The organism is Aquibaculum sediminis (genome assembly GCF_040712085.1).
GTDB classification, from domain to species: Bacteria; Pseudomonadota; Alphaproteobacteria; order Kiloniellales; family DSM-21159; genus Aquibaculum; species Aquibaculum sediminis.
On sequence record NZ_JBFCVK010000001.1, the window covers coordinates 504,195 to 516,100 of the forward strand.

Annotated in this window: 14 protein-coding genes; 10 read left to right on the top strand and 4 right to left on the bottom strand. The window is 64.9% G+C overall.

All coding sequences use genetic code 11. From position 1 onward, the window contains the following. Positions 1-132 precede the first annotated feature (132 nt). Positions 133-2,715, bottom strand: a complete 2,583-nt coding sequence (locus tag ABZ720_RS02300; protein WP_366553378.1) for an ABC transporter permease — start codon at positions 2,713-2,715, stop codon at positions 133-135. Continuing rightward, positions 2,712-3,464, bottom strand: a complete 753-nt coding sequence (locus ABZ720_RS02305) for an ABC transporter ATP-binding protein (RefSeq protein WP_366553380.1) — start codon at positions 3,462-3,464, stop codon at positions 2,712-2,714. Before ABZ720_RS02305 ends, ABZ720_RS02300 begins: the two co-directional genes overlap by 4 nt. 203 nt (positions 3,465-3,667) lie before the next feature. Here ABZ720_RS02305 and ABZ720_RS02310 point away from each other — a divergent pair, with 203 nt between their 5' ends. The 5 genes from ABZ720_RS02310 to ABZ720_RS02330 all read left to right on the top strand — a co-directional run bounded on the left by ABZ720_RS02310 (position 3,668) and on the right by ABZ720_RS02330 (position 6,890). Continuing rightward, positions 3,668-4,330, top strand: coding sequence for an arylesterase (locus tag ABZ720_RS02310; RefSeq protein ID WP_366553382.1), 663 nt, complete (start codon positions 3,668-3,670; stop codon positions 4,328-4,330). 150 nt (positions 4,331-4,480) lie between these two features. After that, on the top strand, positions 4,481-5,524 hold the full coding sequence (locus ABZ720_RS02315; RefSeq protein ID WP_366553384.1) for an NADP(H)-dependent aldo-keto reductase: 1,044 nt from the start codon (positions 4,481-4,483) through the stop codon (positions 5,522-5,524). 106 nt (positions 5,525-5,630) lie between these two features. After that, complete coding sequence (gene thpR / locus ABZ720_RS02320; RefSeq protein WP_366553386.1) at positions 5,631-6,209, top strand: RNA 2',3'-cyclic phosphodiesterase; 579 nt, start codon at positions 5,631-5,633, stop codon at positions 6,207-6,209. 96 nt (positions 6,210-6,305) lie between these two features. Further along, positions 6,306-6,467, top strand: coding sequence for a hypothetical protein (locus ABZ720_RS02325; protein WP_366553388.1), 162 nt, complete (start codon positions 6,306-6,308; stop codon positions 6,465-6,467). A gap of 75 nt (positions 6,468-6,542) precedes the next feature. Continuing rightward, the gene (locus ABZ720_RS02330) at positions 6,543-6,890 is read left to right on the top strand and encodes an antibiotic biosynthesis monooxygenase family protein (protein ID WP_366553390.1); all 348 of its coding nucleotides are present in this window, start codon (positions 6,543-6,545) and stop codon (positions 6,888-6,890) included. Positions 6,891-6,916: 26 nt separating this feature from the next. On the opposite strand, the gene ABZ720_RS02335 is transcribed toward ABZ720_RS02330, so the two are convergent. Beyond that, the gene (locus tag ABZ720_RS02335; RefSeq protein ID WP_366553392.1) at positions 6,917-7,507 is read right to left on the bottom strand and encodes an exopolysaccharide biosynthesis protein; all 591 of its coding nucleotides are present in this window, start codon (positions 7,505-7,507) and stop codon (positions 6,917-6,919) included. Between the two features lie 365 nt (positions 7,508-7,872). Between ABZ720_RS02335 and ABZ720_RS02340 the strand changes: the two genes are divergently transcribed. Together ABZ720_RS02340 and ABZ720_RS02345 are read left to right on the top strand one after the other, a co-directional pair. After that, positions 7,873-8,361 (top strand): sigma-70 family RNA polymerase sigma factor, encoded by a 489-nt coding sequence (locus ABZ720_RS02340; RefSeq protein ID WP_438264066.1) that lies wholly within the window; start codon positions 7,873-7,875, stop codon positions 8,359-8,361. Between the two features lie 145 nt (positions 8,362-8,506). Continuing rightward, complete coding sequence (locus ABZ720_RS02345; protein WP_366553394.1) at positions 8,507-8,758, top strand: hypothetical protein; 252 nt, start codon at positions 8,507-8,509, stop codon at positions 8,756-8,758. A gap of 21 nt (positions 8,759-8,779) precedes the next feature. Here ABZ720_RS02345 and ABZ720_RS02350 read toward each other — a convergent pair whose 3' ends face one another. Continuing rightward, positions 8,780-9,391: a hypothetical protein gene (locus ABZ720_RS02350; RefSeq protein WP_366553396.1), complete on the bottom strand. Its 612-nt coding sequence runs from the start codon at positions 9,389-9,391 to the stop codon at positions 8,780-8,782. A gap of 223 nt (positions 9,392-9,614) precedes the next feature. On the opposite strand from ABZ720_RS02350, the gene ABZ720_RS02355 reads away from it, so the two are divergent. From ABZ720_RS02355 to ABZ720_RS02365, 3 genes are all read left to right on the top strand, one after another. Continuing rightward, positions 9,615-10,052 (top strand): sigma factor, encoded by a 438-nt coding sequence (locus ABZ720_RS02355; protein ID WP_366553398.1) that lies wholly within the window; start codon positions 9,615-9,617, stop codon positions 10,050-10,052. 10 nt (positions 10,053-10,062) lie between these two features. Continuing rightward, positions 10,063-10,287 carry a hypothetical protein gene (locus ABZ720_RS02360; protein ID WP_366553400.1) on the top strand — a complete coding sequence of 75 codons (225 nt, stop codon included), beginning with the start codon at positions 10,063-10,065 and terminating at the stop codon, positions 10,285-10,287. A gap of 97 nt (positions 10,288-10,384) precedes the next feature. Beyond that, positions 10,385-11,893, top strand: coding sequence for a UbiD family decarboxylase (locus ABZ720_RS02365; protein ID WP_366553402.1), 1,509 nt, complete (start codon positions 10,385-10,387; stop codon positions 11,891-11,893). The last annotated feature ends 13 nt before the right edge of the window (positions 11,894-11,906 follow it).

The following is an 11,906-nucleotide window of genomic DNA, read 5'->3' on the forward strand; positions in this document are numbered from 1 at the left end:
CGCTCCTCACTCCTGAAACACAGAAAAATGTCGTACCCAGATATGGGCGATCCCTGAAATGGGGTCAACAGAAACCGGTCGCGCTGCCTCCGAAAAGCGACATGAAGGCACAAATCAAACTGCTTCGTGCCATTAATCGTTGCGCAGGATCGGGGCTGCCTTCTGCGCCAAGGCCCGCCATGTTCCGCCAAATCCGAAGATGAGGGTTACGGCAACTGCCACAAGGGCGGTCAGTGCCACAGGCACCACCAGGAAGGTGAAGTTTTCGACACGCATCACCGTCGTCAGAACAGCCCAGGCAGCCAGCGTTCCCATGACGATCGCCAGCAGCGATGCGATGAGGCCCATCAGGCCGAACTCCAGCAGGAATGCCCGCAGCACGTCGCGGCGCCGGGCGCCGAGTACCTTCAACACGACCGCGTCATAGACCCGTCGGCGCTGCCCCGCGGCCACCGCCCCGGCCAGCACCAGCAGGCCTGCCGCAACCGTCACGGACGCGGTCAAGGTGACCGCCGTGGCGATGGCGCGCAGCATCTGCGCGAGACTTTCCAAGGCCTCCTTGACCCGCACGGCCGATACATTGGGGAAAGCATCCGCAACCGCAGCCTCCAGCGCCTCTTCCTGCTCCGGGTCCAGAGATACGGTGGCGATGTGGGTCTGGGGCGCCTGCTGAACGAGACCGGGGGAAAAGACCATCACGAAGTTGATGGAGAGCTCTGACCAGTCGACGGGTCGGAGGTTGGCGATCTCCGCCTCGATGTCGCGTCCCAGGAGATTGACGGTCAGGCTGTCGCCAGGGCCGATGCCGATCTGCTCGGCAATGCGCGCCTCCAGGCTGATGAGCGGCGGCCCCTCGTAGTCTTCGGGCCACCAGTCGCCGGCAGTGATGCGGCTGCCCTCCGGCGGCCCCGCCGACCAGGTGACGCCGCGGTCGCCGCGGAACACCCAGGAGACGTCCGAATCCACCTCCATCTCTTCCGGCCGCAGCCCGTTTATCCGGGTGATGCGCCCGCGCAGCATCGGGACCCGTTCCATGGACTCGAAACCGGTGTGGCCCTGAACCAGCGCATCGAAGCGCTCCACCTGATCGGGCTGAATGTCGATGAAATAGAAGCCCGGGGCCTCCTCGGGCATTTGCTCCACCACCTGGTGACGCAGGTTGCCTTCGATCAAGGCGATGGCCACCAGCACCGTCAGACCGAGCCCCAGGGAGGTGACCACGCTGCCGGTGCTGGCTCCCGGCCGGTAGAGGTTGGTCAGCGCCAGTCGCAATCCGGGGCGCCGCGGCCGGGGCAGCTGGCGCGCGGCCCAGGCGATGCCTGCCGCAGCGAGACGGAAGAGCAGCAGCGCGCCGACGGCACCCACGACGAATCCCAACGACACCCGACCGCCATCGGTGCCGAGAACCGCCACCGCCGCCAGGGCCAGGCCCGAGAGCCCCAGCGCCACCAGTGCCCAAAGCGGCGGCCGGCTTGCCGCACGGTCCACGACATCACGGAACAGGCTGCCGGCCGGAATCGACTGCGCCCTGGCCAGGGGCCAAAGCGTGAAGACCAGGGTTGTGAGCAACCCGAAAACCGCCGCCAGCGCCAGTGCCGGCCAATGCACGCCGCCCTGGAGCTGAAAGTTCAGCCGATCGGCCAGAAGCGGGCCGGCGATCAAGGGTGCGAGCGCACCCAGCGCCAGGCCGGCGCCGATGCCAAGCAGGGCGAGCGCCATGACCTGCGCCAAATAGGTGGTGAAGATCAAACGCCCCGGCGCGCCCAGGCATTTCAGGGTGGCAATGGTGCTGCGCTTGCTGTCGAGAAAGGCATGCACCGCATTGGCGATGCCCACACCGCCCACCAGCAGGGCCGTCAGCCCGACAAGGGTCATGAACAGCGTCACCTGGAAGATGAAGCGGTCCACCCCCGGTGCGGCGCGCGAGATGTCGCGCACGCGCCAGCCGGCATCGGGATAGGCCGCATCGAGGCGGCTGCGCCAGGAGTCGGCCGTCTCTCCTTCGGGCAGGTCCGCGCGATAGTGGTAGTAAATGAGCGAACCCGGCTGCTCGAGGCCGGAAGCGGCGAGGCTGTCGATATGGACCAGAACCCTCGGGCCGAGTGTGAAAGCGCGCGCCGCGCGGTCGGGTTCCCGGCTGACGGTACCCCGCACCTCATAGGCCAGGTCACCAATCCGCAGGGTATCGCCCAGGGCAAGATCCAGGCGGGACAGGAGGGCCGGATCCACCAGAGCCCCCCACTGCTCACCCTGCTGCGCCAGCGGCAGAGGGCCCTCCACCGACGGCTCGACGGTCACCGCGCCGTGCAGGGGATACGCGCCATCGACAGCTTTCAGTTCCACCAGCCGCCGGCCGCCGTCGGGGCTGTCCGCGCGCGCCATGGCCCGCAGGTCGGCGACCCGGGACAGGCGCGCGCTGTTGTCTTCCATCCAGCCAAGCTGCTCGGCCGTCAGCGGCTGATGAATGGTGCGCAGCTCGACGTCACCACCCAGAAGCGCACGACCATTGTCGGAGAGGCCGCCGAGCATTGCCTGCGAGAGCGAGCCCACGGCCGCGATCGCGGCCACGCCCAGGAGCAGACAGAGCAAGAAGACGCGGAAGCCCTTCAGCCCTCCGCGCAGTTCCCGTCGCGCCAGCCGCCAGGCCAAGCTGACAGTGGACGGGGGCCGCTGCGTCTCGCTGCGAGGCCGGCCGACGAGCACACCCTCGCTCACGCCACCGGCTCCGCTTCCAGCCCTGTGAATTCCTGTCCGTTGCCGTGCAGCCTGCGGTCTTCAACCAGCGCACCGTCGCCGATTCGCACCACGCGGTTGCAGCGTTCCGCCAGGCGGGTGTCATGGGTGATCAACAGCAGGGTCGTTGCGTGGGCGCGTTGTAGGGCGAAGAGCTGCTCCACCACGCGCGCGCCGGTTTCGCCATCGAGGTTGCCGGTCGGTTCGTCCGCCAGCAGCAGTTTCGGGCCGGGGGCGAAGGCTCGGGCCAAGGCCACCCGCTGCTGCTCCCCGCCGGAAAGCTGGCCGGGATAGTGATCCAGTCGGTGGCCCAGCCCCACCTGCTCCAGCACCTGCGCGGCGCGCTCGAAGGCATCGTCGCGGCCGGCAAACTCCAGCGGTACCGCCACATTCTCCAGCGCCGTCATGGTGGAAATCAGGTGAAAGTCCTGGAATACGATGCCGACATAATCGCGGCGGAAGGCCGCCAGGTCATCCTCGTCCAGGGCGTTGAGATCGGCGCCCGCCACAGTCACCCGCCCACTGGTGGCCCGCTCGAGACCGGAGATCACCATGAGCAGGGAAGTCTTGCCGGAGCCCGAGGGCCCGACGAGGGAAACCGTTTCCGAGGGCGGGATCGTAAGGTCGATACCGCGCAGCACCTCCACCGGCCCGGCGCCGGAGCGATAGGTGAGGCGCAGGTCCTGCAGCGCAATCATTTCTTCCTGATCCCGGTGAGCAGCCCGCTGCATTGCGCCGTCCTTCTGTGCCGTTTGCTTCGCAGATGATGGGGAAGACATGGGGCAGATATGGGGCAGAGAGCGGAACGATCAACGAGAAGCGCGCCGGAGGCGGGACAGGCGACAGAGCAAGCCATTGCTTGACCGGCGCGTGTCGACGCCTACCTGAACCCCAGTGCAATCGACGAACGCGCCCTGCCGAAGAGGAAGACTTCATGCCCATCGCCCGCCGCCTGGCCACCAGCCTCTCCTCGCTCGCCCTTGTGGTCGGGCTCACTGCAGGGATCGCCCAGGCATCGGAACCGGTCCGCCTGATGGCGTTCGGCGATTCCCTGGTGCATGGCTACGGACTCGACCCCGACGACGTCTTCCCGCAGCAGCTCGAGGCCGCGCTACGGGACCAGGGGCATGAGGTGGAGGTGATCAACGCTGGCAATTCCGGCGATACCACGGCAGCCGGGCTGGCGCGGATCGACTGGGCCCTGGCCGACGAGCCGGATGCCATTCTGGTGGTGCTGGGCGCCAACGACGGACTGCGGGGATTGGACCCCAGTGAAACCCGGCGCAACCTCTCCGGGCTGCTGGAACGGCTGGAAGAGGAAGAGCTTCCGACCCTCTTCACCGGCATGCTGGCGCCGCGCAACCTGGGTTCGGACTATGCAGCGGAGTTCGACGCGCTCTTCCCCCGGCTGGCAAAAGCGCATGACGTGGTCTTCTACCCCTTCTTCCTGGACGGAGTGGTGGCCGAACCGGCGCTCAATCAGGGCGACGGCATCCACCCCAACGCCGAGGGTGTGGCGGAGATCGTGGCGCGCATCCTGCCCAGCGTCGAAGAACTGCTGTCCGAGGTGAACGACCAGGCTGAAGCAGAAAGCTAAGGCCGCTTGACGCGAACTATGCGCGTCCGCCGCAGTCGGCGATTTCCATAGCCGGTCGCTACGGCTATACCAGGGGCACCTCATCCCTTTTAGCCGGTGTCGCTGCTCCGAACGAGCCGCACCTGCCCACACTGCATGGAGCCACGCCTCATGGAGCTTCGCCGTCTCGGACGCACCGATCTCGACGTCAGTCTCATCTGCCTCGGCACAATGACCTGGGGTCGCCAAAACAGCCTCGAAGACGGGCTGGCCCAGATGGACTACGCCCTGGACCGCGGTGTCTTCTTCTGGGACACGGCGGAGATGTACCCCATCGCGCCCCAGGCCGAGACCTACGGGCGCACCGAGGAGATCATCGGCGAGTGGTTCGCCCGGCGCGGCCAGCGCAATAAGGTGATCCTGGCCACCAAGGCTGTGGGGCCGGGCGCGCGTTTCCGGCACGTGCGTGACGGCTATCCCAAGTTCTCCCGGGAGCAGTTGACCCAGGCAGTGGACGACAGCCTGCGCCGGCTCCAGACCGACTACATCGACCTCTATCAGCTCCATTGGCCGGAGCGCAGCGTCAACACCTTCGGCAAGCTGGGCTACAAGCCCAACCCGGACGAAGGCGACTGGACCCCCTTGGAAGACGTCCTGGGGACGCTCAACGATCTCGTTAATAGCGGCAAGATCCGCCACATCGGCCTGTCGAATGAGACCCCCTGGGGTGTCATGAAGTTCCTGCAGCTCGCCGAGCAGGGCATCGGTCCTCGCGTGGCTACCGTGCAGAACCCCTACAGCCTGCTCAATCGCAGCTTCGAGGTGGGGCTGGCCGAAATCGCCCATCGGGAGCAGGTGGGCCTCTTCGCCTATGCGCCGAATGCAGCCGGCGTGCTCTCCGGAAAGTACCTCAATGGCGACCGCCCGCCCGGCGCGCGCATGACCGTCTTCCCGGACAACACCCGCTACTTCACCCCACGGGCGGAGGAAGCCACGCGCCGCTATGTCACGCTGGCAAGAGATCACGGTCTCGACCCCTCGCAGATGGCCCACGCCTTCGTGCTTTCGCGGCCCTTCCTGACCTCCTCCATCGTGGGCGCCACGACCCTCGAGCAGCTCAAGACCGCCATCGATTCGACCGCGGTCACCCTGACGCCGGAGATCCTGGCGGAGATCGAGAAGATTCATCACGAGTTCACCTTCCCCTGCCCCTGAGCAGGACAAGCCATCGTCGGACCGGGAATCGCGGGCGGCTTTTGAAAGGCCGCCCGCTTCCTGTTAACAGAGAGGCTTGTCCCCTGTTTTGCGGGAGCGTCGTGCTATGCGCCTCTTCATCGCTCTCGGCCTGCCCGAAGACGTCCGCGAGCGGCTCCAATTCCTGGCCGGTGGACTGCCGGGTGCGCGCTGGGTGCCGCCTGAGAACCTCCACCTCACCCTTCGCTTCCTCGGCGACGTGGACAATGGGCTCGCACGCGACATCGACGATGCCCTGCACGGCATGGACTTTCCGCGCTTCGAACTGACATTATCGGGAATCGGCGTCTTCACCGAAGGTAAACGTATCAACACCTTGTGGGTGGGTGTTGAGAACAATCCTAAGCTTGAACGACTACAGGCCAAGGTGGACCAGGCGAGCGTGCGTGCCGGCGTGAAACCGGATCGGCGCAAGTTCAAGCCACACGTCACCCTGGCGCGCGGCCGCATCGAGCATGGCCCCAAGCTGGAGCGCTTCCTGATGGAGCATTCCCTCTTCCGTCTGCACCCCTTCACGGTCGATGCCTTCACCCTCTTCTCCAGCCATCTGCAGTCAGGGGGTCCGCTCTACGTCCCGGAGGTAACCTATCCACTTGAATGCGATAGGCTTCCTGAAACAGACGATGCCGCCGCCTCCGAGCGATGACGTCGGCCAGCCAGTCCGTTGGGCTTATTCCCTATTGACTTAGTAGAGAAACAACCCTACCCGGCATCCATCTGAAACAGTCGGGAGCAGGGCCGCATGGACGCCTGCCGATCCACTCAGAACCGGCAGCAGGAGAACCCGGCTGCCTTCCCCACCGCAGTGGCCACGCGCCGACGCTGGCGCGAGCTCGCCGCCCGCGGCCTGATCGCCTCCCTCTTCCTGGGAGCAGCAGCGCTCTGGATCGTCATGGTGACCTGAGCCGCGACTTGGCGGCTTGACGCTGCCCGCGCCTTCCCCGCATCCTCGGCGCACTGCTGGACGGAGGATGAGGCCATGATCCTGGTGATTTTTGAGGTGGAGCCGAAAGGCGAGGCCACCGACGACTACTTCACGCTCGCTGCGGGCTTGCGTGAGGAGCTGCAGAAGATCGACGGCTTCATCTCCATCGAGCGTTTCCAGTCCGTGACCAATCCGGAGAAGTTTCTCTCGCTTTCCGCCTGGCGCGACGAAGCTGCGATCGAAGACTGGTATCGTCACAGCGGCCATGCGGCGGCGCAGGAGGCCGGGCGTGCGCGCATCTTCAACGACTACCGGATCCGCGTTGCGCGAGTTTTCCGTGACTATGACATGGCCAAGGGGCGAGCAGGCGCCATGGCGGAAGCCACGGCTTCCGCTGAATAATCGAGGCCCGCGATGAGCGGGCTGGCTTACATCGGCAGTGTTTCCAGAACCAGATAGCCAACGGCACCGGTGGCCAGGAAGGCCAGGGTCGCCAGCAGTCCGTCGTGCGCAACCAGCGCCAGGGCAAAGAGGCTCACTGCCGCCGCCATCGCCGAATTGCTCATGGGAACGAGCTCCATGGGCGGCATGAAGCAGGCGATCGACAGGCAGATCACGCCGATCAAGCGGGCAAACGCCCCCTCGGTCAGGAAGCTGAAACGCCTGTTTATCAACCGGTCCACCACGCGAATGGCGGGTGTGAGGAAGCGCAGCGCGCCCGTCAGACGCGCCCGCGGCACCGCCCGCGACAGCAGGAAGCTGGGCAGCCAGATTCGCCTGCGCCCCAAAATCAGATGCAGACTAACGATCCCGATAATCAGGCCCCCGATGGTGCCTGAGCCGGGAATGCCGCTCAAAGGTGATACAAGCAGCAGGCCTGGCACGAGCAGCAGCGGCCCGAAGCTGCGCTGACCGACGGACTGCATGATCTCGGCAACAGAAACGCGCTCACCGGCTCCGGCCGCGCCGATACGCCGAACAACCTCTTCCAGAGTCTGCGCTTCTTCCGCTTCGTGCATGCAGGCAACCCTCGGTCGTTGGACGGGACGGCAGCGCCGCTTCGGCCATCGATTTGGGAACCTGTTCCCGTGAAACAAGCACTTACCTGCGTAATCGCACTACAACCTGTGAGAAAACTGCGGCCTTTCGTACCATAATTGCACCTTGCGCAACGTTTCCCGCTGCCCAAGTGTCAGAACACGTAGTCGTCGCCTAAAAGACGAATGGGAGAGCGGGAATGAACATGAGTGCAGTGACTGCCCCTCAATTTTCCCCCACCAGCTCTATAAACAGGAGAAGGCCAAACGGTTCTTTCAAGCAAACCGTCACTACGCCCCGAAACTCGGCCACGAGCGGCCTTCCAGAGCGCGAACTGATCATCACATTGATTCCATCGTTGCGCGCCTTTGCCCGCTCTCTGACCCGCAATGCTAGCGAAGCTGACGATCTGGTGCAGGAGACGCTGCTCCGAGCGCTGTCCAGCCTGCATCAGTTCCGTCCGGGAACGAACATGAAGGCCTGGTTGTTCCGGATCGAACGCAATGTCTTCTACACCAACTACCGCAAACGCCACCGTGAAGGGACTGTGCTCTCGAGAGAGGTTGAGGACATGCCCTGGGTGGAGGCACCACAGGAGTGGCTGATCAAGGCCCGCGCGATGGACAACGCCTTGGCGCAGTTGCCCAACGATCAGAAGGAGGCGCTGCTGTTGGTGAGCGGTACGGGCTTGAGCTACGAGGAAGCCGCCGAGCAGTGCGGTTGCGCCCTGGGCACCATTAAGAGCCGAGTAAGCCGCGCACGCAGCCGCCTGCTCTTGCTGCTCCAGGTCTATCACCATGAGGAGTTTATGGAGATTGAGCGCCACAGCTTGTAGAGCCGGTCGCATTCGATCTGACCCGGCTTCCCCCTGACGTAAACTCGCTTATATCTATGATAGGCATGCCCCGAACCCTGCCGCTGCGGATGGATCGGTGGGTGGGGGTTCAGGGGCGCCTTGACCGCACAAAGGAGTTACCAGCATGAACGACAGCCTTCACGACCGGATCCGTGAACTGCAGAAGCAGGTAAACGAGGCCGCCCATAGTCTCGAGGAACTCGGCGACGAGAATGGCCAAGTGCGGCGTCGCCTGCGCCGCGCCGGACGGCGCACGGGCGAACTGGGCCGCGAGGCCGGGGATCTGGTGCAACGCCATCCTGCCGTGACCGGATTGCTGGTCCTGGGAGTGGCAGCCATCGCCACCGCCTGGTTCATGCATGGTCGGCAGGACTGAGCAACGCACGATCGCGCAGCGTCAGGCGTTGGGCCGAAATTCCCAGATGAAATGCGGCACAACGCCACTCCAACCGAAGCCCAGCCGTTTCACCGCCAATCCCAGTTGGCGGTGAGCGATCGGCGGGCGCGGAAGGTTGCCGTACTGCACCAGCCGCGGTTCGGACATCAAACTGAAGACCTGCTCCACGAAGCGCCTTTGCTTTTCCACGCCATAGTGGACGATCGGCAAACCCGACACACAGGTCGTGATCTGCCCGGCCCATTCGGGCGGCAGCAGCGCCGCCGGATTGAGCGCATCACCCTCGAGCACCAAGGCCTCGGGGAATGCGCTGCGTAGATGTTCGCACAGGTTCGCGTCCAGTTCGACCATGACCAACTGCGATTCCGGCAACCCCGCCAGCACCATCGCCGCCCCCACAGCACCCGTGCCAGCGCCCAGATAGAGCACTCTCTCGTGAGATGTGCGCAGCGCCTTGGCCGCGATGTGGGCGGAAAGCTTGGGGGAACTGGGATAAAGCGAAGCCACCTGGGTGGGTTTGGCGAGCCAACGAGAAAGGAACAGCCGGGTTTCCGGGCGCACAACGATCTCCCATGTGGTGAAAAGCAGAAAAGTGCCGCAGACGTAGGGCATGAGCTAAAACGCACAGCGCCCAGATCAAGGAAAAATCGTGCAGCACAGCGTGCCAACCCGTCGGTCTTTGTGAGCGCGCCATGTCAATCTGTCGGTTTGGCTTGCACCCGACGGAAGCTTTGCCCGACAATGCTGCATGGGAGAGGGCGTCACCCGGAGGCCTTCAGGATTTTTTTCGGATTCGGGAGACGCTGCATCCTTGGTTCAACCAGGGAGTGTTATCATGGCTTCATCCGCTCTTCCCCTCCCGCGCTATGCGGGAATCGCCGCTCAGATCCCGGACCTCCTGGACTACGCCCTGGCGCACTGCCTCGATGTAGGCACCGCGGAGGACCTGGTGGAGGAGTGCGTCATCCGTGCGCTGACCCGTGTGCGGCAGCACCGCTCCGACCGGGAAATGCGCGCCTGGGTTTTCACAATTCTGCACAATCTCTGCCTGGCACAGCCGGTTCGCAGTCCGAAGTGCCTTCCCCCTGCTTCCGAAATAGAAATCGCCGAAGCGGCCGAACGCCTGCTCCTGCGTGCGCTGGGCAAGGCCTCGATGACCCTGCCGTTTCCGCAACGCCAGGAAGCCACAGTGTTCTCGGCCTTGCTGGCCGATACAGGCAGCGCAGCGCGCCATGAAGGCTGGACCTTTCCGATGAGCCCCACGTTGCACTAAGGCGCAAGCCATGCTGACGCGCGAAGCGATTCACCGTGTCCTCGGCCCCGTCGACGACGAGTTTGCAGCGGAAGTCGTGGCCACCGGCGCACAAGAAGGCGAACTCCAGGAGGCCTGGGCCTGGGTCAGCAGCGACGAGGCTCTGCTCAAGGAACAGCACCCTTTCCCGGCGGGCAATGTTGCGACTCTCGTGGAAATCCTGCAGTCGTGGCAGGAAACCGACGAAGAGCCCTGACCCCGGCTGGGCGGCGGCGCTGAGCCAGCTTCTGCTTTTCTTCCGGTGCCGGCGGTGCCATTGAAGGCGGGCCTCGCCACTGCAGGAGCCCGCTGCCATGCCCTATCGCAGCCTGCGCGACTTCATTGAACGCCTGGAACAGAACGGCCGGCTGGTGCGGGTGAAGCATCCCGTATCACCGGTGCTGGAGATGACCGAGATCCAGACACGGCTGCTCGCCGAAGGGGGCCCGGCCGTGCTGTTCGAGAAGGTGGTGAAGCCCGAGGGCGGCGACTATGCCATGCCGGTGCTGGTCAACCTCTTCGGCACGGTGGAGCGGGTGGCCTGGGGCATGGACCGGGAGCCGCATCAACTGCGCGAGGTGGGCGAGACCCTGGCTTTCCTGCGCCAGCCTGAGCCGCCCGGCGGCTTCCGCGAAGCGGTAGACATGCTGCCGCTGCTGAAAACCGTGATGGCCATGAAGCCCCGTACGGTCTCCCGTGCCCCGTCACAAGAAGTGGTGCTGGAGGGCGAGGACATCGACCTCGATGATCTGCCGATCCAGACCTGCTGGCCCGGCGAACCGGCGCCGCTGATCACCTGGCCGCTGGTGGTGACCAAGGGACCGGGCAAGCGCCGCGAGGACGACTTCAACCTCGGCATCTACCGCATGCAGAAGCTGGGGAAGAACAAGACCCTGATGCGCTGGCTGAAGCATCGCGGCGGTGCGCAGCATCACCAGCGCTGGAAGGCGGAGAAGCGCGAGCCCTTGCCGGCCGCGGTCGTGCTAGGCGCCGACCCTGGCACCATCCTCGCCGCCGTGACGCCGGTGCCCGATACGCTTTCGGAGTACCAGTTCGCCGGCCTCCTGCGGGGGCGCAAGGTGGACCTGGTGGACTGCAAGACCGTGCCGCTCAAGGTCCCGGCCGAGGCCGAGATCGTACTGGAGGGCCACGTCAGCCTGGAGGACTATGGCGACGAAGGGCCCTACGGCGACCACACCGGCTACTACAACTCGGTGGAGCCATTCCCCGTCTTCACCGTCACCGCCATCACCCGCCGGCGCGATCCCATCTACCTCTCCACCTTCACCGGCCGCCCGCCCGACGAGCCCTCGGTTCTGGGTGAGGCCTTGAACGAGGTCTTCATTCCGCTGCTGCAGCAGCAGTTCCCGGAGATCGTGGACTTCTGGCTGCCGCCGGAAGGTTGCAGCTATCGGATTGCGGTGATCTCCATGAAGAAGGCCTATCCCGGCCACGCCAAGCGGGTGATGCTGGGCGCCTGGTCCTATCTCCGCCAGTTCATGTACACCAAGTGGGTGATCGTGGTGGACGAGGATGTGGACGCCCGGGACTGGAAGGATGTCTGGTGGGCGGTCTCGACCAAGATGGACCCGGCGCGGGACATCACGGTCTTGGAGAACACCCCGATCGACTATCTCGACTTCGCCAGCCCTGAGTCGGGCCTCGGTTCGAAGATCGGCCTGGATGCAACGGACAAGTGGCCGCCGGAGACCAAACGCGAGTGGGGTCAGGTGCTGCGCATGGACCAGGAGGTGGTCGACCGCGTCTCCGGCATCTGGAACGACCTCGGCCTGCCCGGCTCCGGCAAGCCGATCTGGAAGTAGGCCGAAGCTCCAG

Bases quoted from the DNA above. Each gene is read 5' to 3' on its own strand.
- ABZ720_RS02355 (WP_366553398.1), top strand. From the start codon at position 9,615: ATGGCTTCATCCGCTCTTCCCCTCCCGCGCTATGCGGGAATCGCCGCT.
- ABZ720_RS02360 (WP_366553400.1), top strand. From the start codon at position 10,063: ATGCTGACGCGCGAAGCGATTCACCGTGTCCTCGGCCCCGTCGACGAC.
- ABZ720_RS02325 (WP_366553388.1), top strand. From the start codon at position 6,306: ATGGACGCCTGCCGATCCACTCAGAACCGGCAGCAGGAGAACCCGGCT.
- ABZ720_RS02310 (WP_366553382.1), top strand. From the start codon at position 3,668: ATGCCCATCGCCCGCCGCCTGGCCACCAGCCTCTCCTCGCTCGCCCTT.
- ABZ720_RS02335 (WP_366553392.1), bottom strand. From the start codon at position 7,507: ATGCACGAAGCGGAAGAAGCGCAGACTCTGGAAGAGGTTGTTCGGCGT.
- ABZ720_RS02350 (WP_366553396.1), bottom strand. From the start codon at position 9,391: ATGCCCTACGTCTGCGGCACTTTTCTGCTTTTCACCACATGGGAGATC.
- ABZ720_RS02330 (WP_366553390.1), top strand. From the start codon at position 6,543: ATGATCCTGGTGATTTTTGAGGTGGAGCCGAAAGGCGAGGCCACCGAC.
- thpR (WP_366553386.1), top strand. From the start codon at position 5,631: ATGCGCCTCTTCATCGCTCTCGGCCTGCCCGAAGACGTCCGCGAGCGG.
- ABZ720_RS02345 (WP_366553394.1), top strand. From the start codon at position 8,507: ATGAACGACAGCCTTCACGACCGGATCCGTGAACTGCAGAAGCAGGTA.
- ABZ720_RS02305 (WP_366553380.1), bottom strand. From the start codon at position 3,464: ATGCAGCGGGCTGCTCACCGGGATCAGGAAGAAATGATTGCGCTGCAG.
- ABZ720_RS02315 (WP_366553384.1), top strand. From the start codon at position 4,481: ATGGAGCTTCGCCGTCTCGGACGCACCGATCTCGACGTCAGTCTCATC.
- ABZ720_RS02365 (WP_366553402.1), top strand. From the start codon at position 10,385: ATGCCCTATCGCAGCCTGCGCGACTTCATTGAACGCCTGGAACAGAAC.